Annotated in this window: 26 protein-coding genes and 1 pseudogene; 12 read left to right on the top strand and 15 right to left on the bottom strand. The window is 66.1% G+C overall.

What is annotated here, in order from left to right; all coding sequences use genetic code 11:
- Nucleotides 1–340: 340 nt before the first annotated feature.
- From FJ936_RS22140 to FJ936_RS22120, 5 genes are all read right to left on the bottom strand, one after another.
- Nucleotides 341–943 (bottom strand): cupin domain-containing protein, encoded by a 603-nt coding sequence (locus FJ936_RS22140; RefSeq protein WP_140791296.1) that lies wholly within the window; start codon nt 941–943, stop codon nt 341–343.
- 105 nt (nt 944–1,048) lie between these two features.
- Nucleotides 1,049–1,357, bottom strand: a complete 309-nt coding sequence (locus FJ936_RS22135; RefSeq protein WP_140663343.1) for a DUF982 domain-containing protein — start codon at nt 1,355–1,357, stop codon at nt 1,049–1,051.
- A 117-nt stretch (nt 1,358–1,474) separates the two neighbouring features.
- Entirely contained in the window at nt 1,475–1,699 is a 225-nt protein-coding gene (locus tag FJ936_RS22130; RefSeq protein ID WP_015316964.1) for a hypothetical protein, read from the bottom strand.
- Nucleotides 1,700–1,760: 61 nt separating this feature from the next.
- On the bottom strand, nt 1,761–3,392 hold the full coding sequence (groL, locus tag FJ936_RS22125; protein ID WP_140791289.1) for a chaperonin GroEL: 1,632 nt from the start codon (nt 3,390–3,392) through the stop codon (nt 1,761–1,763).
- A gap of 59 nt (nt 3,393–3,451) precedes the next feature.
- On the bottom strand, nt 3,452–3,766 hold the full coding sequence (locus FJ936_RS22120; RefSeq protein ID WP_140791287.1) for a co-chaperone GroES: 315 nt from the start codon (nt 3,764–3,766) through the stop codon (nt 3,452–3,454).
- A 390-nt stretch (nt 3,767–4,156) separates the two neighbouring features.
- Between FJ936_RS22120 and FJ936_RS22115 the strand changes: the two genes are divergently transcribed.
- Nucleotides 4,157–4,435, top strand: a complete 279-nt coding sequence (locus tag FJ936_RS22115; protein WP_015316961.1) for an usg protein — start codon at nt 4,157–4,159, stop codon at nt 4,433–4,435.
- 88 nt (nt 4,436–4,523) lie between these two features.
- On the opposite strand, the gene FJ936_RS22110 is transcribed toward FJ936_RS22115, so the two are convergent.
- The 3 genes and pseudogenes from FJ936_RS22110 to FJ936_RS22100 form a co-directional block, all read right to left on the bottom strand.
- Nucleotides 4,524–4,664: a hypothetical protein gene (locus tag FJ936_RS22110; RefSeq protein ID WP_181171339.1), complete on the bottom strand. Its 141-nt coding sequence runs from the start codon at nt 4,662–4,664 to the stop codon at nt 4,524–4,526.
- A gap of 64 nt (nt 4,665–4,728) precedes the next feature.
- On the bottom strand, nt 4,729–6,231 hold the full coding sequence (locus FJ936_RS22105) for an ATP-binding protein (protein ID WP_140791283.1): 1,503 nt from the start codon (nt 6,229–6,231) through the stop codon (nt 4,729–4,731).
- A gap of 337 nt (nt 6,232–6,568) precedes the next feature.
- Nucleotides 6,569–7,275: pseudogene (locus FJ936_RS22100) on the bottom strand (glutathione S-transferase family protein).
- Between the two features lie 198 nt (nt 7,276–7,473).
- Here FJ936_RS22100 and FJ936_RS22095 point away from each other — a divergent pair.
- Nucleotides 7,474–7,782: a hypothetical protein gene (locus FJ936_RS22095; RefSeq protein WP_015316958.1), complete on the top strand. Its 309-nt coding sequence runs from the start codon at nt 7,474–7,476 to the stop codon at nt 7,780–7,782.
- Nucleotides 7,783–7,803: 21 nt separating this feature from the next.
- Here FJ936_RS22095 and FJ936_RS22090 read toward each other — a convergent pair whose 3' ends face one another.
- The 3 genes from FJ936_RS22090 to FJ936_RS22080 form a co-directional block, all read right to left on the bottom strand.
- Entirely contained in the window at nt 7,804–8,634 is an 831-nt protein-coding gene (locus FJ936_RS22090; protein ID WP_140791280.1) for an aldo/keto reductase, read from the bottom strand.
- Nucleotides 8,635–8,722: 88 nt separating this feature from the next.
- On the bottom strand, nt 8,723–9,355 hold the full coding sequence (locus tag FJ936_RS22085; RefSeq protein ID WP_140791278.1) for a PQQ-binding-like beta-propeller repeat protein: 633 nt from the start codon (nt 9,353–9,355) through the stop codon (nt 8,723–8,725).
- Nucleotides 9,356–9,388: 33 nt separating this feature from the next.
- Entirely contained in the window at nt 9,389–10,609 is a 1,221-nt protein-coding gene (locus FJ936_RS22080) for a helix-turn-helix domain-containing protein (RefSeq protein WP_140791276.1), read from the bottom strand.
- Between the two features lie 289 nt (nt 10,610–10,898).
- Here FJ936_RS22080 and FJ936_RS22075 point away from each other — a divergent pair, with 289 nt between their 5' ends.
- Both FJ936_RS22075 and FJ936_RS22070 read left to right on the top strand, forming a co-directional pair.
- Nucleotides 10,899–11,645, top strand: a complete 747-nt coding sequence (locus FJ936_RS22075) for a thioredoxin family protein (protein ID WP_140791274.1) — start codon at nt 10,899–10,901, stop codon at nt 11,643–11,645.
- Nucleotides 11,646–11,738: 93 nt separating this feature from the next.
- Nucleotides 11,739–12,002: a hypothetical protein gene (locus FJ936_RS22070; protein ID WP_140663353.1), complete on the top strand. Its 264-nt coding sequence runs from the start codon at nt 11,739–11,741 to the stop codon at nt 12,000–12,002.
- A 42-nt stretch (nt 12,003–12,044) separates the two neighbouring features.
- Here the strand turns inward: FJ936_RS22070 and FJ936_RS22065 are convergent, their stop codons facing one another.
- Both FJ936_RS22065 and FJ936_RS22055 read right to left on the bottom strand, forming a co-directional pair.
- Entirely contained in the window at nt 12,045–13,043 is a 999-nt protein-coding gene (locus FJ936_RS22065; protein ID WP_140663355.1) for a bestrophin family ion channel, read from the bottom strand.
- Nucleotides 13,044–13,538: 495 nt separating this feature from the next.
- Complete coding sequence (locus tag FJ936_RS22055) at nt 13,539–14,912, bottom strand: MFS transporter (protein WP_181171335.1); 1,374 nt, start codon at nt 14,910–14,912, stop codon at nt 13,539–13,541.
- A 116-nt stretch (nt 14,913–15,028) separates the two neighbouring features.
- Here FJ936_RS22055 and FJ936_RS22050 point away from each other — a divergent pair, with 116 nt between their 5' ends.
- Nucleotides 15,029–15,982 (top strand): LysR family transcriptional regulator, encoded by a 954-nt coding sequence (locus FJ936_RS22050; RefSeq protein ID WP_140791272.1) that lies wholly within the window; start codon nt 15,029–15,031, stop codon nt 15,980–15,982.
- A gap of 132 nt (nt 15,983–16,114) precedes the next feature.
- Here FJ936_RS22050 and FJ936_RS22045 read toward each other — a convergent pair whose 3' ends face one another.
- The gene (locus FJ936_RS22045; protein ID WP_140791269.1) at nt 16,115–16,732 is read right to left on the bottom strand and encodes a TetR/AcrR family transcriptional regulator; all 618 of its coding nucleotides are present in this window, start codon (nt 16,730–16,732) and stop codon (nt 16,115–16,117) included.
- A gap of 252 nt (nt 16,733–16,984) precedes the next feature.
- Here FJ936_RS22045 and FJ936_RS22040 point away from each other — a divergent pair, with 252 nt between their 5' ends.
- The 6 genes from FJ936_RS22040 to FJ936_RS22015 all read left to right on the top strand — a co-directional run bounded on the left by FJ936_RS22040 (nt 16,985) and on the right by FJ936_RS22015 (nt 24,822).
- Nucleotides 16,985–17,515 (top strand): (2Fe-2S)-binding protein, encoded by a 531-nt coding sequence (locus FJ936_RS22040; RefSeq protein ID WP_140663361.1) that lies wholly within the window; start codon nt 16,985–16,987, stop codon nt 17,513–17,515.
- Nucleotides 17,512–18,570, top strand: a complete 1,059-nt coding sequence (locus FJ936_RS22035) for a xanthine dehydrogenase family protein subunit M (RefSeq protein WP_140792413.1) — start codon at nt 17,512–17,514, stop codon at nt 18,568–18,570. Before FJ936_RS22040 ends, FJ936_RS22035 begins: the two co-directional genes overlap by 4 nt.
- Nucleotides 18,560–20,818 carry a xanthine dehydrogenase family protein molybdopterin-binding subunit gene (locus FJ936_RS22030; RefSeq protein WP_140792415.1) on the top strand — a complete coding sequence of 753 codons (2,259 nt, stop codon included), beginning with the start codon at nt 18,560–18,562 and terminating at the stop codon, nt 20,816–20,818. The genes FJ936_RS22035 and FJ936_RS22030 overlap by 11 nt, the downstream gene beginning before the upstream one ends.
- 229 nt (nt 20,819–21,047) lie before the next feature.
- Nucleotides 21,048–21,530, top strand: a complete 483-nt coding sequence (locus tag FJ936_RS22025) for a (2Fe-2S)-binding protein (RefSeq protein ID WP_015316943.1) — start codon at nt 21,048–21,050, stop codon at nt 21,528–21,530.
- Entirely contained in the window at nt 21,527–22,510 is a 984-nt protein-coding gene (locus tag FJ936_RS22020) for a xanthine dehydrogenase family protein subunit M (RefSeq protein ID WP_140792417.1), read from the top strand. Before FJ936_RS22025 ends, FJ936_RS22020 begins: the two co-directional genes overlap by 4 nt.
- Nucleotides 22,507–24,822 carry a xanthine dehydrogenase family protein molybdopterin-binding subunit gene (locus FJ936_RS22015; protein WP_141906976.1) on the top strand — a complete coding sequence of 772 codons (2,316 nt, stop codon included), beginning with the start codon at nt 22,507–22,509 and terminating at the stop codon, nt 24,820–24,822. The genes FJ936_RS22020 and FJ936_RS22015 overlap by 4 nt, the downstream gene beginning before the upstream one ends.
- A 94-nt stretch (nt 24,823–24,916) precedes the next feature.
- Here the strand turns inward: FJ936_RS22015 and FJ936_RS22010 are convergent, their stop codons facing one another.
- Complete coding sequence (locus tag FJ936_RS22010; protein WP_141906975.1) at nt 24,917–25,927, bottom strand: NAD(P)-dependent alcohol dehydrogenase; 1,011 nt, start codon at nt 25,925–25,927, stop codon at nt 24,917–24,919.
- Between the two features lie 92 nt (nt 25,928–26,019).
- On the opposite strand from FJ936_RS22010, the gene FJ936_RS22005 reads away from it, so the two are divergent.
- On the top strand, nt 26,020–26,949 hold the full coding sequence (locus tag FJ936_RS22005) for a LysR family transcriptional regulator (RefSeq protein WP_015316939.1): 930 nt from the start codon (nt 26,020–26,022) through the stop codon (nt 26,947–26,949).
- Nucleotides 26,950–26,980: the final 31 nt, after the last annotated feature.

Genomic DNA, 26,980 nt, shown 5'->3' with positions numbered 1-26,980 from the left:
TGCCCTCACCTACGGAATGTAGACGGTATATCAGTCGTCTGTCCGCTCCGAGGCAGGCGCAATCTCTTCACCACCTGCTTTCTCCAGGCTTGCTCCCATTGCGCCTGGCATGCCGGACATGTTCCCGCGCGCCATCAATCCCGAGAATCTCAGACAAAAAAGAACCCGCCCCGGCGTCAACCGAAGGCGGGCTCTCTCCGTTTTCCAGTCCGTTGATAAAGCATTCGACGGCTATCAACCTCCAATGCCCGAGAGCGTTCCACCGGAGTGATGAACTATGCTTCGATCTGCCCGTCGATCGTTCCGAGGCAGGGCCTGCTCTCTTTCGCCTTCGGCGAACTCAATCTTTCTTCCACGCCGCCAGCAGCGGGCCCTTGCTTCCATAGACGGGATCCTTGCGCGGACGGCCGACCTTGGGGATCGTCACCACCGCCTTGGCGTGGTCGGCGGTGGTCGTGCATTCGTCATAGGTACCGGCCGGCGGATAGGCGCCAACGACGAGAAAGTCGTCCGAAGCGGAGATGCGCTGGTGCCCCGTGCCGGCCGGAAGAACCGCGACATCGCCGGCCTTCAGCGCCAGCGTTCGGCCCTTCTTGCCGCCAAACCGGACCTTCGCCGTGCCACGCGCCACGCCGAGCACTTCGTGGATGCGCGAATGGTAGTGAACATAATCGTAGATGCCGTTGCGCCAGCTGTCTCCCCAGCCATTGGCCGAGAAAAGCGCCTCTAACACGGCCGCGGGATCGAAGTCTTCCGGCAATCTCACTGCGCCGTGATAGACGACCAGCGGCCAGGACGGATGATTGGGCACCAGGCCATCATCGCCAAACCTGAACTCGTTCGCTTTTCGCGGCCTGACAAGGTCGGCCGCCTGACGGCTGTCCGGTCTTGCGGCACCGGTCACCTGTTCGGCCACTTTCTTGATGCTTTGCAGGATGCTCATGACGTCGCCTCGCCTCGGGGAACCAACGCTGATTCAACCCGATGGCCATCGCTTGGTTCCCCGCGGGCTCGCGCCCGCCACCGCCGCGAGGCGGATCGCTGAAGATCAGACGGACCTGCCGCCTCGCCCCGCCTGCAGCGCATTGTCCATCGCAGCGGCCGGCGAAACCATATCCGGCAGCAATATGTCGTTGCGGCGTGCGAAGGTGACCAGCGTCGCGCGCACCGTCTCCGGGTCGATCTCACCGGCGATGCCCGCCTTGCAGGCATTGAGGGCGACGGCATGAGCGCCGTTGCGGCTGGCGGCCGGCCAGTCCTGCAACAGCGCGTAGGCTTCCATCACGCTTTCGATCTTCCTCGGAAAGCCCATTCCGACCAGAATGGTCACCGGTTCTTCAAACTGCCAGCGATTCATGGCTTGTGCCTCCTCTCGATTGTGCGGACCCGCGGCGGGCCGAACACCGGAAGGCGCGGCCCGCCGCGTAAGGTTCATGGGACTGCCCGTAAGGTTCATGGGACTGAATGTCAGCGCTCAGCCGCCGGCCGAGGCCTCGGACGCCTCCGACACCTGTTGCGCGGCCAGGAACATCAGCGTCGCGGCAACGGTCCGCCGCTTCCAGCCGGCGGCTTCGGCCCTGTCGAGCAGTTCCGCCAGCAGCGGCTTCAACGCACCGCGGCATTCGCTTTCATAGGCCAGGAACTCCTTTGCCTGATGTGTCGGCGCGGGCACGGGCCCAAGGTCAGCAAGCGCATCCATATCTCTCTCCCTTCAACCGATGCCCGCTCCCTGTCGAGGGAGCGGGCGGACTGGTCGGACCTCAGAAGTCCATGCCGGCGCCGGCCGGCATTGCCGGGCTGGCGGCTTCCTTCTTCGGCTTCTCGGCCACCATTGCCTCGGTGGTCACCAGCAGGCCGGCGACCGACGCCGCATCCTGCAGCGCGGTGCGCACCACCTTGGCCGGGTCGATCACGCCCTGGCCATAGAGATCGCCGAACTCGTTGGTCTGAGCGTTCCAGCCCCAGCCGAATTCGCCCTTCTCGCGCAGCTTGCCGACGATGATCGAGCCTTCAGCACCGGCATTTTCCGCGATCTGGCGGACCGGCGTCTCGATGGCGCGGCGCACGATCTCGACACCGGTCTTCTGGTCGGCATTGTCCGTCTGGACAGCATCGAGCGCCTTGGCGGCCCGAAGCAGCGCGACGCCGCCGCCGGGCAGCACGCCTTCCTCGACAGCCGCGCGGGTCGCGTGCAAGGCATCGTCGACGCGGTCCTTGCGCTCCTTGACCTCAACCTCGGTCGAGCCGCCGACGCGAATCACCGCGACACCGCCGGCAAGCTTGGCCAGCCGCTCCTGCAGCTTCTCGCGGTCATAGTCGGAGGTGGTCTCCTCGATCTGGGCCTTGATCTGCGCGACGCGGCCCTGGATTTCTTCCTTGCGCCCGACGCCGTCGACGATGGTGGTGTTTTCCTTTTCGATCACCACCTTCTTGGCGCGGCCCAGCATCTCCAGCGTCACATTCTCGAGCTTGATGCCGAGATCCTCGGAGATCGCGGTGCCGCCGGTGAGGATGGCGATGTCTTCCAGCATGGCCTTGCGGCGGTCGCCGAAGCCCGGCGCCTTGACGGCCGCGACCTTGAGGCCGCCGCGAAGCTTGTTGACGACCAGCGTCGCCAGCGCCTCGCCCTCGACATCCTCGGCGATGATCAGCAGCGGCTTGCCCGACTGGACCACCGCTTCCAGCACCGGAAGCAGCGCCTGCAGGTTGGCGAGCTTCTTTTCGTGGATCAGCACGTAGGGCTCGTCAAGTTCGACGCGCATCTTGTCCTGGTTGGTGACGAAATAGGGCGAGAGATAGCCACGGTCGAACTGCATGCCTTCGACGACTTCCAACTCGGTCTCGGCGGTCTTGGCTTCCTCCACCGTAATGACGCCTTCATTGCCGACCTTCTCCATCGCTTCGGCGAGGAAGCGGCCGATCTCGGCGTCGCCATTGGCAGAGATGGTGCCGACCTGCGCGATCTCGTCGTTGCGGGTCACCTTGCGGGCGTTGGCCTTCAGCTCGGCGACGACGGCGTCCACCGCCTTGTCGATGCCGCGCTTCAGGTCCATCGGGTTCATGCCCGAGGCAACGGCCTTGGCGCCCTCCTTGACGATGGCCTGGGCCAGCACGGTCGCGGTGGTGGTGCCGTCGCCGGCAAGGTCATTGGTCTTGGAGGCGACTTCGCGCACCATCTGCGCGCCCATGTTCTCGAACTTGTCCTCAAGCTCGATTTCCTTGGCGACGGTGACGCCATCCTTGGTAATGCGCGGCGCACCGAACGACTTTTCAATGACGACATTGCGCCCCTTGGGGCCGAGCGTCACCTTCACCGCATTGGCCAGGATATCGACGCCGCGCAGCATCTTCTCGCGCGCTTCGGTATGGAATTTTACCTCTTTGGCAGCCATTGGATCACTCCTCTATCTCTAGGCAGCATTCGTTGACTGGTGGATTTTCTAAGAAGCCGTCAGGCGGCCTTCTTCACTTGCGCGGTCTGTTCGATCACGCCCATCACGTCACTTTCCTTCACGATGAGCAGGTCCTCGCCATTGAGCTTGATCTCGGTGCCGGACCATTTGCCGAAAAGGATACGGTCACCCACCCTGACATCCAGCTCGGTCAGTTTGCCGCTGTCGTCGCGCGCGCCGGGACCGACGGCGATGACTTCGCCTTCCTGCGGTTTTTCCTTGGCGGTATCGGGAATGATGATGCCGCCGGAGGTCTTTTCCTCGGCCTCGATGCGGCGGACCAGGATACGGTCATGCAATGGACGGAACGCCATGTCGTTCTCCTCTTGGGACAAACAGGTTTTCAGCTTCCTCCACACCGGACCGGCAATTCGGGCCGATGCGGAATGCGGCGACCCTTTGTCAGGCATCGCGCGCGCATATCGAGCTAGTTTTCCCTTTTTTCGGTTTCAAGAGGCCGCCAGAAAATTTTAGCACTCACGCCGGTGGAGTGCCAACTCACTGTTATAGCGGTCTTATTCGCTCTGCGTCGGGAGCCGCCCCTTGAATTTACGCCTAGATCCGGCAAAATTATCCGAGCCGGTACCATCGCCGGCGCCGGAACCGCTCACCCTCTGAAGGAGTTGTTTACCGACGGCGCACATTGATGGGCCGAGAGACTTTTTCGCCGTTACGGCCACCGCTGCCGCCGAAAGGAGACACGAATGATCGCAAGCGTCAGCAAGGAGTTCCGCCTCCAGATGGAAGGCTATGGCCTGACCACCGCACAAATCCATTACCGTCTGCCTGACCATCGGAGCCTGCTGCAGCTTTATGTCTGGCAGGACTACGACCTGGCGCCGGAGTTCCCCGAACTCAAGGGCTTTCTCTCCTATTGGGAGCGCGAATTGGACGGGCCGCTTCACTCCGTCCACATCGCCCACCACCGGCTCATCACCCCATCGGAATGGCGGGCGGTCGACGGTGTCATCACGGTCCAGTAAGGGCGGCGTCATCGCGCGGTGCTGACCTTACCAGAAGCCGACCAGCGACCTCAGCATCGCCTTCGCACCCGCCGTCTGCAAGCAAGCTTCAGATACGATGATTGACCAGCGCCACGCCGAGCCCGGCAAGGATCGAGCCGCAGGTTCCCGGCACCAGCCACCCGGCGCCGCTTGCCGGGGACCGCGCAAGCGCCAGCGAGGCGATGCCGGCCGCCGCCAGGTCCGCCATCGAGAACCAGCGGATCAGCGTTTGTCGATGAGATCGCGATGCGCCACGGCCGCCATTGCCGCCCTCACAGCGCCAAACTCCCCTGCTCCGCCCCCTCGGCATTGGGATCGCCGGGCGCCGTTGCCCAGGCGAGTTCGACCAGCGTCACGGTGCGCTTCCCCGTGCCGTCGACCTGGCAGACGATGAGGCCCTGCTCCTCGATATAGGTGAGCAGCCGCCGGGCGCGGCGCATGGAGTGCGAGCCGTAGGCGCGGGCGATCGCGCCATCGCTCGGGCACGGCCAGCCCTCCTTCGCCGCGCGCGCGATCATCATGAACACGCCTTGCATGTCCTCGGGCAGCAGCGAAGCGCGCACCGAGACGTCGCGCCACACATCGTCCTCGCTGGCTTCGGCCCCCAGTCCGGCACGAGCGCGCGTCAACATGCGGCGGAAGGTGGGCAGGTCAGGCACGACCGAGGCGAGGCCCTCGATGCGGCAGCGCACGACAAACTCCTGGTAGAGCACCCCGATCACGCGGAAGCCCGCGTCAGGTTGTGCAAGAATGGCGCGCAGCACGCGGTCCACCCGCTCGCGCCGCTCCGCCAGATCCTCGGCGCTGACTTGCGGCTCCGCCGGTTCGGGGCGGATTTCCAGCGCAGCCGACTTCGCCGCCATCAACTGGTCGAGCAGGTCCGGCGACGCCACCCGGCGCGGCGCACGCATCGTCTCGGGCGGCGGGGCGGCCAGGATGATGGCGCGGGCATCCTCGAGCGCCGCCTCCGGCAGCGGCATCAGCTTGGGCGTGCCGTTGCGCGGGCTGGTGTCGGTCGGGCCGATGCGCAGGCCGAGCGGCCGGCGCGACAGTGCCGGCCCCAGCGCCATGAACTGGCCGCGCTCCAGATCGCGGAACGCCTCCGCCTGCCGCCGCTCCATGCCTAGGAGATCGGCCGCGCGCGCCATGTCGATATCGAGGAAGGTGCGGCCCATCAGGAAATTGGAGGCTTCCGCCGCGACGTTCTTGGCGAGCTTGGCCAGCCGCTGCGTGGCGATGATGCCGGCAAGCCCGCGCTTGCGGCCCCGGCACATCAGGTTGGTCATGGCGCCGAGCGAAAGCTTGCGCGCCTCGTCCGACACCTCGCCGGCCACCGCCGGCGCGAAAAGCTGAGCTTCGTCGACCACCACCAGCATCGGGTACCAGTGGTCGCGCGCGACCTCGAACAGCCCGCCGAGAAAAGCGGCGGCGCGCCGCATCTGGTTCTCGGCATCGAGGCCTTCGAGGTTGAGCACGGTCGAGACCCGGTGGATGCGCGCCCGCTCGCCGGCCGCCTGCAGGCCGCGCTCGGTGTGCTCCTCGGCATCGATCACCAGATGGCCGTAGCGTTCGCCCAGGGATACGAAGTCGCCTTCCGGATCAATGATGGTCTGCTGCACCCAAGGCGCGCTCTGTTCCAGGAGACGCCGCAAGAGGTGCGACTTGCCGGACCCCGAATTGCCCTGCACCAGAAGGCGGGTCGCCAGCAACTCCTCGAGATCGAGTTTCGCCGGCGCGCCCGCTGTCGTGTGTCCCATCTCGATCGCAACGGTCATGCCGGACTCATCAGCTCCTTCGCGGACGGGCTTAGCAATCCGATCGCGGCCCGTCGAGCGTGGCATGGCCGGCGATTCGCGTTGCGCACAGCCGAGACAATGACGACCTGGCCGCGATGGACGGCCGCAATCCGGCGGGCCTGCCGTTTACGGCCCTGACCTGTGGATAGTAACCGCCTGTTCACCATGGGCCGGCGTTTCGATTGCGGCGGCCGGCCATCCGCTTAGCCTGGCCTCTGCATCGCCCCCCAAAGCGCTGCACCCCAACGCCCCCAAATGGCGGCCGGCGTTTTCAAGTTTCTCTCCAAACGTATACGCCGGTCGCCACCCCTTTCGACTACAGCCTCGGCGCCTCATGCGGCTCGACCTGTCCTGGGACTGGCGGCAATCGCGGCGCGTCCAGACCCTCGAAGGGATCACGCCAGGCGTCGATCGCTTCAAGCCGCCGACGCCAGCGATCGACCAGTCGATAGTCGCCGAGCGGCAGGCCCGCGACATCGTTGAAAGGCAGGAAGGTCGCCATGCGGAAGTCGGCATAAGAAACTTCGTCTCCGACCAGCCATTGCCGGCCCGCAAGCGCGGTCTCCAGGATCGCCGCCGTCGTGTGAAACAGTTTCAGTCCATCCTCGACCAGTTGGTGATCGATCGGCCCGATGTGATAACGCTGCTTGGTGCCGCGCTCGAAATGCACCATGTCGCAGGCCCGCATGAAATTCTCCTTGCCCCAACTCAGCCAGCGGATCATCTCGGGCTCATCGTCGCCGCTGCGCCAGAAATCGGACCCATGTCGCGCGACAACCGGCAGGCTATGGCGTCGGCCTCCCACAGGCTTCCGCCGGGCCAGGCCAGTATGGGCAGGGAAAGGTTGGGATTGAGCGGCCGGAATCGCTCCGCTTGCCCCGGCGCGAACGGCGACGCGAATTCGAAGGTCACCCTCGCCCCGAGATGACGCGCCACCGCGACCCCCAGGCGCGGATTGGGGTTGCGGCTGAAGTACAGTTTTGTTTCCACCCCAGCCGGCATCGGCTCGACTTCGTCACTCATGAATGCCTCTCCTTGTGTCGGCGACCGTCGCCAGATCAAGGACGGATGCGGCTGGTGCAATCCGACAAATCATCCACTCCCCGTGCGCCGGGCGGAACGAGCAGCCTATCGAAACAGGATGGGTTGCGCAAAGTTTGGGTTGACCGTCTCCGACGACGAGGCGACACTTCATCCCACAGCAAGGCAGGAGGAAATACGATGGACGAGCCCGACCGCTGGCGCCACATGTCGAGCGCGCCAAAAGACGGCAGCCGGATCCTCGTGACGGTCCGCCCATCCGAGCAGGGGCCGGCGGAAGTCGACCTCGCCTACTGGTCACGCGCCGATCAGTTCGGTGACGAGGGCTGGCGCGCCTCCGATTCCTCGCCCGGCCGCGTCGTCGAATATGCCGAGCCGGAGCTGAAGTGCTGGATGCCGATGCCCTCGGCCAATCTCAGCCGGGGCGCCTCGATGCCAGCGCCGTGGGAAGGCGACGACGCGCAACAGCTGGACGGCTCGGGGATTTAGCGCGCCGACCGCTTCGTCCTGTCAGAACAGAAACGCCGCCGTCACCGGATTCGGACCGTTACGGCCGTCAGCCGAATCCATGCCGGCGATCGTCTCCAGGTCCTGTGCGTCCAGTTCGAAATCGAAGACATCGAAATTGGCCGCGATGCGGTCCTGGCGCACCGACTTCGGGATGACGATCAGCCCTTGCTGGAGATGCCAGCGGATCATTGTCTGCGCGGTGGACTTGCCGTGTTTGCGGGCAATGCCTGATATGGTCGGGTCGCTCAGCAACCGGCCGCTGCCCAGCGGACTCCAGCTTTCCGTATGGATGTCGTGCCGGGCGTGAAATTCCCTCAGATCGCGCTGCTGGAAGCGCGGGTGCAGCTCGATCTGGTTGACGACGGGCGTCACGCCCGTCTCGCCGATGATGCGCTCCAGATGATCCCTGTTGAAATTCGAAACGCCGATCGACTTGATGCGGCCGGCCTGCTGCAGCTCGACGAGCGTCTTCCACGCCTCGACATATTTGTCCTGGCTGGGCACCGGCCAATGGATCAGGAACAGGTCGAGCTGCTCGACGCCGAGCTTCTTCATCGTGTCGTCGAAGGCCCGAAGCGCCGCATCGCGCTGGTGCGCGCCGTTGCGCAGCTTCGAGGTGATGAACAGCTCTGCCGCCGGCACGCCGGCGGCGCGGATCGCCTCGCCGACCCCTTCCTCGTTCCGGTAGCCCTCGGCGGTGTCGATCAGCCGGTAACCGGCCTGGATCGCCCAGCCCACCACCTGCGCCGTGATGTCGTGATCGACCTGCCAGACGCCAAGGCCAAGCTGGGGAATGGCGGTGCCGTCGTTCAACGTGATCTGTTCGCGCATGGGAGAATCCTTTTGTGGGGGGATGGTCCAGCCTATCTAGGTTTGGCATCGCACAACGGCCAGTCGATTGGGGAAAATTCGCGGACCCTTATTTCGGCCGGCGCACCGCCCTCACCACGCCGGCGTTTCCGCTGCCGCAGAACAGTCGGTCGGCGCCATCGGATTCCAGCCCCGAGACGCCTATGCCGGCAGGCATGTCGAGCTTCTCCAGAACCTTGCCCGTCCGCGGGTCGACGCGGCGCAGATCGCTTTCGTCGCCCTCCCAGGTGGCGTGCCACAATTCGCCGTCGACCCAGGTCACCCCGGTGACGAACCGGTTGGATTCGATGGTGCGCAGGATCGCGCCGGTCTCGGGGTCGATCTGGTGGATCTTGCGCTCCCGGTGCTGGCCGACCCATAGCGTGCCTTCGGCCCAGGTCAGCCCGGAATCGCCGCCATTGCCGGGGGCTGGAATGGTGGAAAGCACCTCGCCCGTGTCGGGATCGATCTTCTGGATGCGGTCCTTGGCGAGTTGGAAGAAATGCCGGCCGTCATAGGCGGTGCCGGCATGTGCCGCGACATCGATCGAGCGCAAGGCCTGCCCACTCTCCGGATCGAAGGCGTTCAGCCTGTCGCCCGAGGCGAACCAGACATTCTTGCCGTCAAAGCTTACCCCGGCCACTGTATTGGCACCGGGAAAGGGCCCGTATTCCCTCAAGATTTCGGCTGCCGAATGTTTCATGTCCTGTCCCTCGATGGTGGTCGTCGTCACTTTCTAGCCATTGGGAAGCGGCGCGGGGAGTAACAAGGTGGTCGTGAAACCCGCCACCGGCGGCGTCATCCAGCGGCGCGCCCGGCCATGGCCGAAGGATTGTACCTTGCCGGCCTCGGCAAGCGGCTCAAGCGCCCGCTGCACGCTGCGCTGGCCGGTTCCAAGTGCCAGCGCCAGGGCCGAGCTCGACCAGGCCTCGCCGTCGGCCAGCAAGGCAAGCACGGCCGCGTGCCGTTCCTCGATCGGCCGCGCCAGCACCACCACCGCATGGGCCTGGCGCGGCACCAGCGTGAAGCCATGCCTGGTGGCGCTGATGCCGGCCAATGCGCGAAGCTCGGCACGCAGCCGCCCGATCTCGACGCGCAGGCGCGCGCGATGCGATTCATCGGCATGCTTGCCGCCGAAGGCCCGCGCCACGAGTTCCCCCCGCGAAACATCACCGGGCCAGGCTTCGGCGAGCGTCCGCGCCAAGGCGAACAGCACAGGCCGGCTCGCCAGCGAAACCGTGGTCCGCCCAACGCGCACGGCGTAGCGGAAAGCATCGACGACCAGCGCCGGCGATCCCTGCAATGCCTCGACCTCTTCGAGCAGCAGCGGCTGCTCCCTGCCCTGCGCGATCAGCCGCGCCGCGGGTGTCTCCAGTGCCAGCCACGCGCTGTCGACCTCCGCGATGAGGCCGGGAATGCCGGCCTTGCGAGCGGCATGGCGCGCCCACTCCAGCGCCGCGCGCGCCGGCCTGGTCCGCAGGCGCCGCATGGCGATGCCGGCGACGGCGAGTTCGTGCGCGGCTCTTGCCGCCGGCGGCAGCGGCGCCGGGTCGAGCCCGGCGAGCACCTGCTCGGCCTCGTCGAGGCGGCCGATCAAGAGCAGGCGCCGTACCTTGAGGTGACCGGCATGCGCTGCGTTCAACCGGTCGCCATGCTTTTCCAGCGCCGTGCGGGCCGCGTCGAGCGCCTTGGCCGGCCAGCCCAAATCGCGCGAAACCAGCGCGATCTCGGCCTCGGCGACGACGCATCTGGCGCGCGCCACCGCCTCTTTCGGACTGAAGGCACGCGCGGCCCGCCGCAACAAGAGCTTGGCGCGATCGAAGTCGCCGAGCTGCGCCATGGCAATGCCGCGCAGCGCCAGCGCCGGCGCATCCTCGCGCAGGGCAACGCGGTCGAGCGCGCCGAGCGGATCGCCGGCCGCCAGCGCCAGCGCTGCCGCGGTGATCAGCGAGTCCATTCAAATCCCGTCACACTTGTAACTCCCACCTCGGCGCAGCGCCGCCTAACTTACGTCAGTACCGTCAACCAGCAAGACGTGCCGGCAATGACGGCAGCAAGGGAGAACCAGAAATGCCTGCCTCCACCGACCTCGACCTCGACGCGGCCAGTGATACGGCCAAGCACGCCGCACGCCACCCCTGCTGCGCCGGGCCGGATCTTTCGGATTTCGCCGCGCCTGCGGCTCCCCCACACGCCCAGGCAACACCACATCGCAACGACGCCACGACTGGCAAAGGAGAAGACCAATGACCATGACCATGAACACCCCACCGATCGTCTCACAGCAGGATTGGAACGCCGCGCACGAAAAGATGCTGGTGAAGGAGAAGGCGACGATGCGCGCCAGGGACGCGCTGTCGGCCGAACGCCGGCGCATGCCGTGGACGGAAGTGGACAAGGCCTATGTCTTCGAGGGCCCTGACGGCAAGGTGAGCCTGCTGGACCTGTTCGAAGGCCGCCGCCAGCTCATCGTCTACCGCGCCTTCTTCGAGCCCGGCGTCTATGGCTGGCCCGATCATGCCTGCCGCGGCTGCTCGCTCGGCGCCGACCAGGTCGGCCACCTCGCCCATCTCAACGCCCGCGACACCACCCTCGCCTACGCCTCTCGCGCCCCGCAGGAAGACATCGAGCGGCTGAAGACACGGATGGGCTGGGAAATCCCCTGGTATACGATCACCGACAGCTTCGACAAAGACTTCGGCGTTGACGAATGGCACGGCCACAACGTGTTCATCCATGACGGGAACCGCATCTTCCGCACCTATTTCATCAACAACCGCGGCGACGAGGCTTTGGGCACCGTCTGGAGCTATCTCGACATCACGCCGCTCGGCCGCCAGGAGGTGTGGGAAGACTCGCCCGAAGGCTACCCGCAGACGCCACTCTACAGCTGGTGGAACTGGCACGACAATTACGATGCCGGGGCCGACAAGAAATGGGCCGAAGTGTCAGCTGCCGGCGAGGCCGCGTTCCGCGACAAGGGCAACCAGTAAGCTGGCGCAAGCCCGTCCAGCCTGGGTTCCTCTCCTCCGGCAGGGCCGAGGACCCAGGTCATGACGGGCCGCAACCATCAAGGGAATAAGATCATGAGCGATATCCCTTCCGGCATCGGCAGCGTGACCCCCGAAAATGTCGTCCCCCATGGCATAGCCGACTGGCTATGCCTCGCCGCGGCGCCGACCTTTGCGGTGATGGCGCTGCTTTCCCGTCTTCACGGCGGCGACGGGACCATGCTGTGCATGGGCGCCTCGCCGCTGGCCGGCTCGATCCTGACCGGCATGCCGGCCATGTATCTGCTGATGAGCGCTTTCCATCTGGCGCCGTGGCTGAGGGTGATGTCCCGCCGCTAGGCGCTGAGAAGGCATGGCTCTGCCCGACTCCGGCGCCCGACCTCACGTCGCGATGTCATTGACCGGCAGCAATGGCTTGGGAAGATCGCTCTCGCCGAGCCCGGCGCGCATCTCGATCTCGATGTCGCGGCAGATTTGCGAGATCGGCACGTCGTTGGCGTTGCCCTCGAAAGGGTTGGCGCTGCTCTCGCCGACCTGGTCGAGGGACATGTAGGCCCAGCCCAGCAGCGTGCTGAACGGGATCGTCAGCCAGATGCCGATCGAGCCGAGCATGCCCCCCAGCTTGCCCATGTCGGCGAACACCGGAACCACGCCGAACGGCAGCAGCGTGCAGAAGATCATGACGAACATGGAACTGACGATGGCGTATTGCCGGGGATAGGGATTGTTCTTGATGCGGTCGCAGCGCGCCTGCTGGTCGTGGAAGTCGCGGATCAGCTTCGTCAGTTCGCCATGGATCTGCGGCGGGACCTTGGCGTCCTTGAACAGTGCATTGACCTGGACAGACTGCAATTCGAGCAGGGCTATCGCCGGACGAGGCGATTTCAGGACATCCGCGGTCTGGTCGCCCAGCAGCGGGCGTAATTCGTCGGCGATCGAACCCTTGTCCTCCTGAATGTGGTAACGCCGCCGGTATTCGATATTGGCGGCCTTCCCCATGGATTCCCACGGCATCGGCCGCCGCAGCGCGTATCGCAGCGCAGTCATCCAGGCGATATGGCGGTAGATGAGCTGCCTGGCCGTCGGCGCATCGAGGAAATCCCGACAGAAATTCGACCATACGCGGCTGCTGGCCGTGATCTGCGTGAAGGCCTGCAGCGCCTCACTGCTGCGGGTGAACACCTGCGAGTTCTTGAAGCCGGCGACCAGCGACACCGTGGTGCCGAGCACCAGCACCACCGACCATGGCACGGAGAACCCGGCAATGCCCGGAAAGCGGTAGGCAGCCACGGCCAGCCCACTCACCACCACCATGTAGAGGACGCTGCGCCGTGACCACAGTGCGAAATCGACCACCTTGTAGGAACGGCCTACATACATTGAAATGCCCCTCCATCACGAACGGGCGGCAATCGGACCACCGGTAGCCTGACGCCTATCATATCGTTTGCACAGGGCGAAGAGCCGTCGACCGCGGTGTGCGCAGGACGCCGCCATGGGCACGGGATCTCGCCCGCGCCCGTGATCGTTCCCCCTATCTCAATTGCACTTCGGCTTGGCGAGTTGCAGGCGTCCGCCAGCTCCGCCCGGCGGGTCCTTGTGGAAGACCGTCTTGAAGGATTCCAGCAGCACCGGACTGCACCGTCGGCAAGGCCTGGACCCCGATCGACGCCGGCGTGGGTTCACCAATAAGCGCCTTGATCATGGCAAGCGCCTCGGCGACGCCCTTGTCATCGGGACGCCACGAGCCGGTAGCCTTGAGCGGAACGCCTTGGCGATCTCGATTGCCGGCCGCAGGCCGAGATCGACCGTGGTGATTGGAATGTCGATGCCTTGCGCGCGCATCGAGGACAGCGTGTCGAGCGCCAGCTGGTCTCATCCCACCGTCTCGTAGCGGGCGCGGCTCAGGCTGACCAGGCAGGCGATGGCCGCGCAGACGCCGGCCAGGACCAGCGCGAGGCTGGGTGCGCCTGTCAGCGGCACGGTCGCGAAAATGATCGACATCGAAATGGCGCCAAGCGTTTGTCCCAACAGCCGTGCCGTGCCCTGCATGGCTCCCGCCGCACCGCTGCGCGCCTTGGGTGCGGAGAGAAGCAGGATGCGGTTGTTCGGCGTCTGGAAAAGACCAAAACCCGTGCCCGCGACGACGGTTCCGACCAGGAAGGCAATCGCCCTTGGACCGGGCGGTGTCAGGCCCGCGATCAGAAGGCCGATCGCCAGCAACCCGCCGCCGGCGGCGCACAGCCACGCTGTCTTGAAACGATCGGCCAGCCGCCCCGAAATCGGAGCGATGATGATCGTCGCGATGGGCCATGGCATCATGTAGAGGCCCGCCTGGACCGGGCTCATGTGCAAGGTGTGCTGCAGGTAGAATGGCAGCGCGACGTAGCTGAGCATCTGCCCGGTGAAGCACGAGATCGAAGCGATGACGGCTACCCGGAAGGCTGGATCGGCCAAGAGGTCGGTCGGCACGATCGGTGCGGCACTCCTGCGTTCGAGAGACAACAAGATAACGAGGCACAGGACGGAACAACCGATCAGGATCGACCCGCTGACCGGCGCACCGGCGATGCGGTCGGCGCCCGTGAAGAACAGGATGAACATCAGTGTGTTGGCCAGCAATGCCACGAGGTTGAGGTGACGCTTCACGCCATCCAGATGCGCAAGCAACCCGCCAGACAACAGGACGATGATGCCGATCGGGATGTTGACGGCGAACAGCCACGGCCAGCTGGAAACGGAGAGGATCGCGCCGGCGACACCAGGGCCGGCGGCCGCCGAAATCGCGATCGTCATCGCGTTGAAGCCGATGACGGTTCCGAGCAGCCGCTGCGGCACCGAAACGCGCAGGTTCATCGGCCCGGTCGCCATGATGGCGCCCGCCCCCAGCCCCTGGATGGACCGGGCAGCCACAAGAACAGGCAGGCTGCCGGCGAAGGCACAGGCCGCCGAAGCCACCGTGAACAGCGCGACACCCAGAAGAAAGACACGCCGGGGGCCGTGGATCTCGCCCAGCGCGCCGCAAGGCAAAAGAGCCACAAGGACCGCAAGCTGGTAGCTCGACACCACCCAAACGGTGCTGCTGGCACTCGCATTGAGCGAGGCCGCGATGGATGGCAGCGCGACATTGGCGATGGCGCCGTCCAGCACGACGAGCACCAGCGTCATCAGCAGGACGGCGATGGCCAGGTAGCGGCGTGGCGACGGCAGGCCGTCATGGGCGGGATTGATCGTTGCGGCTATGGACATCGGAGGCTCCGCTTCGTTGGTGTCGCCGCATCGATACCGCTCACCCCATGATTGCACCAGGCGCAACGGAGTAAATTGACCGTTGCGTCAAACGCCTCATCTCGTTAGGCTCTCTCATGCTCAATCTTGACCTGAACCTTCTGGTGGCGCTTGACGCCTTGCTGCGGGAGCGCAGCGTCTCGGGCGCCGCCAAGAAACTTGGCCTCAGCACGTCCGCGATGAGCCGCACACTGTCGAGATTGCGGCTGGCGCTGGGCGATCCCATCCTGGTGTCGGCGGGACGCGCCATGGTGGCGACGCCTCATGCCGAAGCGATTGCCGAACAGGTGCACACGCTGACGTCGGCGGTCCGGTCCGTGCTCAGCCCCTCGCCGGAGATCGACATCAGCCAGGTGCGGCGCGATTTCACCATCCGGGCCAATGAAGCCTTCGTGCTGCTCTACGCCGCGCGTCTCCATGCCCTTGTCACCAGTGCCGCGCCCGGCATAAGGCTGCGCTTCGCGCCCCGGCCGGACAAGCGCATCGAACTGCTGAGAGAAGCCACGATCGACCTCGATATTGGCGTGCTTTCGGGTGATGGTGCCGAATTGCGCGGTCAGGCGTTGTTCGATGACCGTTTTGTCGGTGTGGCGAGAACGGGGCATCCGCTTCTGGAGACCGAAATAACCGCTGAGCGTTACGCCGCGTGCCGGCACGTGGTCTCATCCCGGCGAGGCCATTTCATCGAACCGGTCGATGAAGCACTCGCCGAACTCGGCCTTTCGCGAAAGGTCGATCTGGTGGTGCCCAGCTATCCGGCGGTTGTCGCGGTCGCGGCCGCATCCGATCTTGTCGGGCTGGTGCCGCGATCGTACCATCTGGGTGCGACAGGCCGTACCCAGATGTTTGATCTGCCGGTGGCAATCCCAGGCTTCACCATCACCCAGGCATGGCACCCCCGCATGGATGCCGATCCCGTGCATCGCTGGCTGCGATCGTTGATCTTCAAGGAGTTTCCAGGCGCGGTTCGCCGGCTCGAGCAGCCGGCGAAGGCAGGGAGTCTGGTTACGGATCGACGGCGGACCGACTGATCCTGTTCCCGGACCGGGAGCAGTCGCCGAGCTGCCATGCCGGAGCCAAATTCAGCCGCCCCCAAACACGATCGCACGACCATCGTTTGTCGTCGCTCGCCTCATGCCGGAGGGCAAGCGGCGTTCGCCCTCTCATCCAGCCTTCGTCGCCCCGAACCGCAACCCGTCCATCAGGAGCTTGACCAGGCGGCGCGAGCGGTCGCGCCACTCGGGCGTATCTGGTGCCGAGTAGATGCCGCCCAGCGCATGCAGCACGTCGGAGGCATCGACATCGCCGCGGATGGTGCCGTCGGCCACCGCCGCCTCGACCAGTTGCCGCAGCGCCTGCGACACCCGCCCCGACGTGTCGGAAAACAGCGTCGAATTGGTGGTGAACAGGATGCGCAGGCTGGTCGCTAGGCCGCGCTTGGTGGCGATGTAGTCGACGAAGCGGCGCATCCATTCTTCCAGCGCCACATCGGAGGGATATCTTGCAGCGAGCTCGCCGGCCGCCGCGCACAACCCCTCCGCTTCGCGGCGGTAGACCACCTCGACCAGGTGCTCGCGTGTCGGAAAATGCCGGTAGAGCGTGCCGATGCCGACGCCGGCGCGCCGAGCGATCTCCTCCAGCGAGCCGTCGATGCCGCGCTCGGCAAAGACCACAGCCGCCGCCTCGACCAGCCGGTCGCGATTGCGCCGTGCATCGGCACGCAACGGCTTGTCGGCGGCGGCGGTTTTTTGGTCAGCGGTTGTGACGGGCTCAAAAGCCAATTTTTTTCTCCACCAGGGATATGGGGGCTTGAACCACGCCTGGCCAGCCCCCACGTAAATAAACGGAGGCACCTCCGCTTTTAGTGGAGAACCCTCATCATATAATCAGGGGAACCGGTATGTCACGTCTTTCGAAGCCGCAACCCGCCACTTTCCCAACCCGCAGGAGATTGGCCGTCGCCTGACCTTGCCCTTCCCCGCCCCTACCCCACTTCATTCCCCTCAGCGTCAAGCAACTGGAGCCAGACGCCCATGACCAGCCTTCCCATCTCGCTTACCGTCAACGGACATCGACACGAACTGGAGGTCGACCCACGCGTCACCTTGCTTGACCTGCTGCGCGAGCGGCTTGAGTTCACCGGCACGAAGAAGGGCTGCGACCGCGGCCAGTGTGGCGCCTGCACGGTGCTGGTCGACGGCAAGCGCATAAACTCCTGCCTGGCGCTGGCGGTCAGCCATGACGGCGCCGAAGTGCTGACCATCGAAGGTATCGCTCACGGTGACGAACTGCACCCTGTGCAGGCCGCCTTCATCGCCCATGACGGTTTCCAGTGCGGTTTCTGCACGCCCGGGCAGATCATGAGCACGCTCGGCCTGATCGCCGAAGGACAGGCTGGCGATGATCCCGAGCGCATCCGCGAGGGGCTGAGCGGCAACATCTGCCGCTGCGCGGCCTATGGCGGCATCGTCGAGGCCGTCCTGGAAGCCCAAAAAAACATGGAAGCCCAGAAAAACATGGCCGACACCGCCACCACCGAGGCACGCAGGAGGACCGCGGCATGAGAGACTTCGATTTCATCAGGCCGGCCACCGTCTCCGACGCCATAGCGGCGGCGGCCGAACCGGGTTCGGCCTATCTCGCCGGCGGCACCAATCTGCTCGATCTGATGAAGGGCGGCATCACCAGCCCTGAACGGATCGTCGACATTACCCGCCTGCCGGAACTCAATCGCATCGAAACGCTCGATGATGGCGGCCTGCGCATCGGCGCGCTGGTCCGCAATGCCGATCTCGCATATGATCCGGCCTTCGCCAGAGCCTATCCGGCGGTGGCCGAAGCGCTGCTTTCGGGCGCCTCTGCGCAGCTTCGCAACGCCGCCACTGTCGGCGGCAATCTGTTGCAGCGCACGCGGTGCAGTTACTTCTACGACACCGCCAGCGCCTGCAACAGGCGCGAACCCGGTTCCGGCTGCTCGGCGCTTGGCGGCGAGAACCGCCTGCATGCGGTGCTGGGCTGGAGCGATGCCTGCATCGCCACCCATCCCTCCGATTTCTGTGTGCCGCTGGTGGCGCTGGACGCCGTCGTCGAGATCGAGGGCAAGGGAGGCCGGCGCCACGTGACCTTGGAGGAATTCCACCGGCTTCCAGGCGACACGCCGCAGCGCGAAACCGTGCTGCAGCCAGGCGACCTGATCGTTGCGGTGCGCCTGCCGGCGGAAGCAGCGTCCTTCGCCGCCCACGCCCGCTACCTGAAGCTACGCGAACGCACCTCCTATGCCTTCGCCGTCGTTTCGGCTGCCGCGGCCCTGACCGTTGCCGACGGCAAGATCCGCGCCGCGCGGCTGGCGCTCGGCGGTGTCGCGGCCAAGCCATGGCGGGCGCGCTCGGCGGAAGCGGTGCTGCTCGGCGCCGATGCCAATGAAGCGAGCTTCGTTCGGGCCGCGGATGCGGCTCTGGCCGACGCCAGCCCCTCCGGCGACAATGCGTTCAAGATCGAGCTTGCCCGCCGCATTGTCGTCAGGGCGCTGATGTCCGCACAGGCGGGAACGCCCGCTCTGATGCCCGCTTTGCCTGCTTCCCCTTTTTCCTCCCTTCCCGGAGTGCGTCATGACGCTTGAACTCGGCCTCAACCAACAGCCTGCCCATACGCGCCAGGGCTCCAGCATCGGCCAGCCGCTGACGCGTCGCGACGGATTTTTGAAAGTCACCGGGGCCGCGCGCTTTGCCGCCGATAACAATCCGCCCGGCATGCTCTATGCCGTGCTTGCCGTCTCCAGTATAGCGCGCGGCCGGGTTGTCTCGCTGGATGTCGAGGCGGCCAAGGCGCATGCCGGCGTGGTCGAGGTGATGACGCCACTGAACCGGCCGGCGCTCGCCGTCGATCCGGATGCCAAGGACCATCCCTTCATGTTCCGGCTCGACCTGCTGCAGAACGATGGGGTTCGCTATCCCAACCAGAGCATTGCCGTGGTGATCGCGCGGACGCTGGAAGCGGCGACCGAAGGGGCGGCGCTGTTGTCGCCGCGCTATGAGGAGTTGCCGGCGCGCGTTGGTCTGGACGGCGCCAAAAGCTTCGTGCCGCGCGGCGTTGGCGTCGGCAATCCGGCTGTGCAGGAGAAGGGCGATGTCGAGGCCGGCCTCAAATCGGCAAGGACGCGGATCGAGGCGACCTACGAGACGCCGGCCCAGTACCACAACGCCATGGAGCCCCACGCGATCGTCGCTGCCTGGGATGGCGACCGGCTGTCGATCGACACGCCGAGCCAGGGCCTGGCCATGGCGCAGGGCCGCATCGCCGGCCTGTTCGGCATCGCGCCGCAAAACGTCCATATCCGCAGCCCATTCCTGGGCGGCGGCTTCGGCTCCAAGGGCATGATTTCCGGACCGCAAGTGCTCGGCATCCTGGCGGCGCGTCTCGTCGGCCGCCCGGTCAAGCTGGTGCTCCGGCGCGAGCAGATGTACGGCCCGGTCGGTCACCGCGCCCCGACCCGCCAGACATTGCGCATGGGCATGGATGGCGAAGGGCTGCTGACCGCGATCTCCCATCACGCCAGGACCACGTCGAGCACGTTCGACGATTTCTTCGAACCGGCGGCCGATGCCTCGCACACGCTCTATGCCAGCCCGGCCATCGCCACCTCGCACGATGCCGTGCGGCTCGACACCGGCACGCCGCTGTTCATGCGGGCGCCAGGCGAGGCCACCGGATCGATCGCGCTTGAGAGCGCCATCGACGAGGCGGCCCATGCCTGCGGCATGGACCCGCTGGAATTCCGGCTCAGGAATTACGCCGAGGTCGAACCGATGACCGGCAAGCCGTTCTCCTCCAAGGCGCTGCGCGAATGTTACGAACAGGCCGCCGAGGCGTTCGGCTGGGCGAGTCGCCCGCTGCAGCCGCGGCGGATGCGCGACGCCGACGGTTTCCTCACCGGCTGGGGCATGGGCACGGCGACGTTCCCTGCACTCATGTTCCAGGCAGAGGCACGCGCGGTGCTGAGGGCCGACGGCACCGGCTTGATGGAGACCGGCGCCCAGGACATGGGCCAAGGCGCCTGGACGGCTTTTGCCCAGATTGCAGCAGACGGGCTGGGGCTCGACATCGACCAGGTCGATTTCAGGGCCGGCAGTTCCGACCTGCCCAATGCGGGCATCGCCGGCGGTTCGGGTCACACGGCGACGGCCGGCATGGCCATCCACAATGCGGGTGCGGCCGTCATCGCCAACCTTGCCGGTCTCGCCACCGGCGACGAAGCCTCGCCGCTGTTCGGCGCCGGCAATGAAGGCGTTGTTGCACGCGGCGGACGCCTTTACCGGCGCGATGACGAAAGCCGCGGCGAAAGCTATACCGAGATCCTCGTCCGCGCGGGCCTGACCGAAATCGAGGGCCGGGGCAAAGGCGCTCCGGACCCGGCCTCCCAGGAGACGTACGCCAAGCACGCGCATGGGGCCGTCTTCGCCGAGGTGAAGGTCGACCCGGATCTCGGCCAGATCCGCGTCACCCGGCTGGTCGGCGCATTCGCCGCCGGACGGGTCATCAATCCGCGGCTGGTGCGCAGCCAGTATTATGGCGGGATGATCTGGGGCGTTTCCTTCGCGCTGCATGAGGAAGCCGTCACGGACCGGCGTTCCGGCCGCATCCAGAATGCCAACCTGGCGGACTATCATGTCCCGGTGAATGCCGACGTGCCCTCGGTCGAGGCGCTGCTGGTTCACGAGGACGACCCTTACGTGAACGCCCTCGGCATCAAGGGCGTTGGCGAAATCGGCATCACCGGCACTGCCGGCGCCATCGCCAATGCGGTCTGGCACGCGACCGGCGTGCGCCCACGGCGCTTTCCGATCCGGATCGAGGACCTGCTGGGGTGACGAGCGGTCCGCCCGAAACGACAGGCCTGCGCCAGAGCATGATGCCGAAAAGTGGGAACCGGTTTTCGGACGACATCATGCTCTATCTCTTTGATTTAGACGCGGATTCAGATTTCAGGTCGAACGGACCTGAAATCATCCGGCTCTAGGGCAGGCAAGCGGTCGGTTGGAGCGCCCTGCCCAGTTTCAATTCATTCCCCCAGCGTCAAGCAACTGGAGCCAGACGCCCATGACGAGCAAGACCACGATTCCCGTCCATCTCGATATCAACGGCCAGCATCACACGCTGGAACTCGAGCCGCGTGTCACGCTGCTCGACGCCTTGCGTGACAGGCTCGGCCTGACCGGCACCAAGAAGGGCTGCGACCACGGCCAGTGCGGCGCCTGCACCGTCCATGTCGACGGCGAGCGCGTGCTGGCCTGCCTGACGCTGGCCGCACAGGCCGAGGGCCGCGCCATCACCACCATAGAGGGGCTTGCACGGGAGGGCGAACTGCATCCCGTGCAGGCTGCTTTCCTCGAGCAGGACGCCTTCCAGTGCGGCTACTGCACGCCAGGCCAGATCATGTCGGCGGTGGCCTGCATCCGCGAGGGCCATGCCGGCTCGGACGAGGAAATCCGCGAATACATGGCCGGCAATCTCTGCCGCTGCGGCGCCTATCCGCACATTGTCGCCGCCGTGCGCCAGGCGGCGCTGGAGGCCGCGTCATGAGGGATTTTTCCTATTTTCGCGCCACCTCGGCTGATGCCGCCCGCCAGGCGGCCGCGCTCCCCGGCGCCATGCTTCTGGCAGGCGGCACCACGCTGATCGACCTCGCCAAATGCGGTGTCGCCGAGCCCGACACGCTGGTCGATATCACCCATCTCAAGGGGTTCGACCAGATCGAGATCGACGAGCGCGGCGCCGTCATCGGCGCGCTCGCCAGGATGGGCCATGTCGCCGACCATGACGACATCAAGAGCCGCTTCCCCGCCATCTCCGAAGCGCTCTGGCAGGCAGCCTCGGCGCAGATCCGCAACATGGCGACGATCGGCGGCAATCTGATGCAGCGCACGCGCTGCCCCTATTTCCGCGATCCCTCGAACTTTGCCGCCTGCAACAAGCGCGAACCAGGCAGCGGCTGTTCGGCGATCGGCGGCGTTACCAGGGGCCATGCCGTGCTTGGCACCAGCGAGGCTTGCATCGCCATGTATCCCGGCGACCTCGCCACCGCGCTCGCCGCCTTCGACGCAACGGTCCATCTCGGCGAACGGCGCGTGCCGGTGGAGGACTTTTTCCTGCTGCCAGGCACGACGCCCGACAGGGAACACGCGATCGGACCGGGCGAGATGATCACCGCCATCGAAATCCCTTCTTCCGCCGTCGCCCGCCGTTCGACCTATCTGAAGATCCGCGACCGGCAGTCCTATGAGTTCGCCGCGGCCAGTGCCGCTGTCGGGCTCGAACTGGAGGCCGACGGGCGCACCATCCGCGACCTGCGCGTGGCGCTCGGTGGCGTCGCGACCAAACCCTGGCGGGCGCGAGCCGTGGAAGCCGCGCTGAAAGGCAAGGTGCTGGAGCCGGACGCTGTTCGCACGGCCAGCCTGCTCGCCGTCGAAGGCGCCGTCGACCACGGCGCCAACCGCTACAAGATCGAACTCGCGCCGCGCGTCGTCGCACGCGCCATCCTCAAATTGGGAGAAGCGGCATGACCGTTCACATCGCAAGCACTGTTTACGTCGGAAGACATGGCGACGCGTCCGACGGCGCGCAGGTGGAGGCCGTCGGCGGCCGGCTGTCGCGCGTCGACGGCCCGGCCAAGATCACGGGTGCGGCGAAATACGCCGTCGAGCAGCAGCTCGAAGGGCTCGCCCATGCCGTGCTGGTCGAAAGCACCATCGCATCCGGCAAGGTGCGCGCCATCGAGACGGCGGAGGCCGAGACTGCGCCGGGCGTCCTCAAGGTGTTGACACCAGACACGATCATCAGCCTGAAAACCGCCTCGGACTGGTTCGGCACGCCACCGCCGGACAAACCCTATTGTCCGCTGGCGCACGACGTCACCTTCTCGGGCCAGCACGTCGCCGCCGTCATCGCCGAGACCTTCGAGCAGGCCGTGGCCGCCGCGACGATGGTCAGGGTCAGCTATGATGAGGCTCCGGCCATCGTCGACCTCAGCGACGGCAAGGCCGGCGACGGCATCCCGGTCGACGCCATGACCAAGGAATGGGGCGACGCGGCCGCCGCCTTCGCCTCCGCCCCGGTGCGCATCTGCGCCGCTTACAACACACCGCGCGAATACCAGGCGCCGATGGAACCGCATGGCCTGATCGCTCGCTGGGAGGGTGACCATCTCACCGTGTGGGAGCCGAGCCAATGGCTGGACGGCATGGCGCGCACCTATGCCGAATGGTTCGGCGTGCCGTTCGAGAATGTGCGGCTGGTGTCGCCCTATGTCGGCGGCGGCTTCGGCTCCAAGGCGCTGGCGCTCAGCCATGGCGCGATCGCCGCAAGTGCCGCGAAAATGCTCGGCCGGCCGGTGCGGCTGGTCATGACGCGGCCGCAGACCTTCACCGGCTATGGCGGCCGCGCCGCGACGCGGCAGACGGTGACGATCGGCGCCGACCATGACGGAAGAATCCAGTCGATCGTGCATCGCGGCGTCAACGAAACCTCCATCGACGGCATGTGGGTCGAGCCGCTGGGCTCGGTCACCTCGATCATGTACGCGACGCCGAACTTCTCCTCGAAACAGAATGTCGTGCGGGTGAATTCGGTGGTGCCGGGCGCCATGCGCGCACCGGGTGAAAACCCGTCGGCCTTCGGCATCGAAAGCGCCATCGACGAGCTCGCCTACGAGGTCGGCATCGATCCGCTGGAAATCCGGCTGCGCAACTACGCCGAACAGGATCCGCACGCGAAAAAAGCCTGGTCGACCAGGCAGTTGCGCGAGGCTTTCGCAGCGGGTGCCGAACGCTTCGGCTGGGCCAGGCGCACGCCTGAGCCACGCTCGATGCGCGACGGCAACCATCTGGTCGGCTGGGGCGTGGCCGCCGGCACCTATCCGGTGCGGCGCGCCTATGGCGAGGCGATCGTGCGCATCCTGGCCGACGGCTCGGTCGAGGTCGAAAGCTCCTCCATCGACATGGGCCAGGGCACCTACACCATCCTGGCGCAGACGGCCGCCGAAACGGTCGGCGTTGCGGCCGACGACGTGGTGGTGAAGCTCGGCGATTCGCGCTTCCCCCGCGCCGGCGTCGCCGGCGGCTCGCGGCTGGCCGGCGTGATGACGGGCGCCGTCCACAAGGCCGCGACCTCGGCGCTCGACCAGCTGGTCGGCCTGGCGATCAGCGATCCGCGCTCGCCCTTCCATGCGCTGCAGGCCAACACGCTGGTCGTCGTCAATGGCCGCATCACCGCGCCGCGGGGCGACGGCCCCGACGTCTCGATCGCCGAACTGCTCAAAAGCGTCGGCCGCGACCGCATCGAGGCGACGGGCGACACCATGCCGGCCAATTCGAGCGTCGAGGATCGCTACAAGAACTACACCACCATCGCCATGGCGCTGCCACACACGGAGGGTGACTATTCGCGCCATTCCTGGTGCGCGCATTTCGTCGAGGTGCGCGTCGACGAGGATTTCGGCACGGTGCGTGTGTCGCGCGTCGTGTCGGCGCTGGATTCGGGCCGCCTCTACAATCCGAAACTCGCCGAGAGCCAGTGGAAGGGCGGCATCATCATGGGTATCGGCCAGGCGCTGCTCGAAGAAGGCATCGTCGATCGCCGCCACGGCCGCATCGTCAACAACAACCTCGCCGACTATCTCATCCCCACCAATGCCGACATCCCCGACATCGAGGTGATCTCGGTGGGGATTCCCGACCCGCACTCCTCGGTGCTCGGCGGCAAGGGCGTCGGCGAGCTGGCGATCGTCGGCATGGCGCCGGCCATTGCCAACGCGGTGTTCCATGCCACAGGCAAGCGCGTGCGGGATCTGCCGATCACGCTGGAGAAGCTGATCTGACGGTGAGGCTGCCAATCTTCCCCCTCGTGGGGGAGATTGGATGTCGCGGCGGTTCCGCCAATTTTCAACATTGAAAAAAAAGCGCCTGCGCCGATCACCACTCCAGCCCGAACACCAGCTTGCCGAAGTGCAGGCCGCCGGCGGCCATGTGGGCGTAGGCTTCGGCCGCTTCGTCGGGCGAAAACACCTTGTCGACCACCGGCTCGATCCGGGCCGCGCCGACGGCGCGGGCGGCGTCGCTGAGATCGGACACCGATCCGGTGTTGTTGCCGACCACCTTCAGCGCCTTGATGATGATCGGCAGCAGATTGATCGTGGCTTCGGCACCGGTGACGAAGCCGATGGTGAACAGCGTACCGCCGGGCGCGGTGGCGTTGACGGCGCGGGCGAAGGTGGCGCTGCCCCCGGTCTCGACGACAAGGTCGGCGCCGAGGCCGCCGGTCAGCTCCAGCACCTTGCCATCCCACTCGGGCGTCGCGCGGTAGTTGATGAGATGATCGGCGCCGAGCGCCTTCGCCCGCTCCAGCTTTTCGTCCGACGACGAGGTGATGATGACGGTCGCGCCGGCGGCTTTGGCGAGCTGCAGGGTGAAGATGGAGACGCCGCCAGTGCCAAGCAGCACGACGACCGAGCCCGGCCCGACATCGGCGGCGCAAATGGCGTTCCACGCGGTGGTGCCGGCGATGGGCAGCGTCGACGCCGCCTCGAAGGAAAGATGCGCCGGCACCGGCACCAGCGAATTGGCCGGCAATGCGACATATTCGGCCAGTGACCCCGGCAGCGAAATGCCGCGCATCTGCGTCATCTCGTAAGGCCGCGGCGGCCCACCGATCCAGCGCGGCTTGGCATGGGCGATGACGCGATCGCCGATGGCGAATCTCGCAACGCCCTCGCCCAGCGCGACGATCTCGCCGGCGCCGTCGGCTACGGGGATGAGCGGAAAGCTCGGTCCGGGATACTTGCCGCTTGCCACCGCCACATCGACGAAATTGAGGCTCGCCGCACGCTGGCGGATCAGCACCTCTCCGCGCTGCGGTTCGGGGGTTGCAACGGTGGCGGCGCGGAAGGCGTCCAGCCTGGGCTGGCTGAGTTCGATGGCTTTCATGGTTTCACTCCGGTGGACGATTGGTGGTTGAGTGAACCTATTTGCTGCGTTATCTCTGGATAATCCTCGTTTCGCGAAATTGAGAACTGTGAATGATGCAGCAATCTCACGAACCCGCTGCCCTTGCCGAGATGGCTGCGTTCGCGGCCATCGCCGAGGCGCGCTCCTTCACCAAAGCGGCGGCGCGGGTCGGGCGCGACGCGACCATTCTGTCGCGGCGCCTGCAATCGCTGGAAACGCGGCTGGGGGTGAGATTGCTCTCGCGCACGACGCGCAGCGTCTCGCTGACCGAAGCGGGCGCCGAATTCCTGATGCGCGTGCGCGCCATCCTTGCATCCGTCGACGAGGCCGAGGCCGTCGCGTCCGCGCATGCCGGAGGCCGCCCGCGCGGCGTGCTCAGGCTGGCGCTGCCCGGCACGTTCGGGCGCATGTGGATCGGGCCGCTGCTGCCTCAATTCCTTGCCGAATTTCCCGATGTCCGCATCGAGGCCGAATTCTCCAACCGCTTCACCGATCTGGTCGCCGAGAATTTCGACGTCGCCGTGCGGCTGGGCAGCCTGGAGGATTCGCGCCTGGTGGCACGCAAGGTGGCGACGCGACGCAGGCTGCTCTGCGCGGCTCCCTCCTATCTCGCCCGCAGGGGCACGCCGGAGACGCCGCAGGCGCTGCTCGATCATTCCTGCTTGGGCTTCTCGGGCTTCCAGACCTTTCCGGCCTGGGAGATGACCGACCGCGAGGGCCGGCGCGCGCGCGTCGAGGTTTCCGGGCCGTTGGTCAGCGACGATGCCGAGGTGCTGGTCGAGGCCGCCGTGCAGGGGCTCGGCCTGATGATGAGCACCGACTGGCTGGTCGGGCGCGAGCTTGCCGATGGACGGCTGGTGCCTGTGCTGGAGGAGTGGACCTTGGCGGATGAAGGCGCCGTCTATGTCGTCACGCCCTCGGCCAAGGGAAAAGCCGCCAAGACCCGCGCCTTCACCGACTGGATCGGCAAGCGCTTCGCGCCGGAACCGCCCTGGCGGTAAAGCCGCTGACCCGCTCGCGGTAGAGACTGCG

It is taken from the genome of Mesorhizobium sp. B2-4-13 (assembly GCF_006658535.1).
Taxonomy (GTDB): Bacteria; Pseudomonadota; Alphaproteobacteria; order Rhizobiales; family Rhizobiaceae; genus Mesorhizobium; species Mesorhizobium australicum.
The sequence above is the reverse complement of the archived record's forward strand: the minus strand, read 5'-3'. Positions and strand labels throughout refer to the sequence as shown.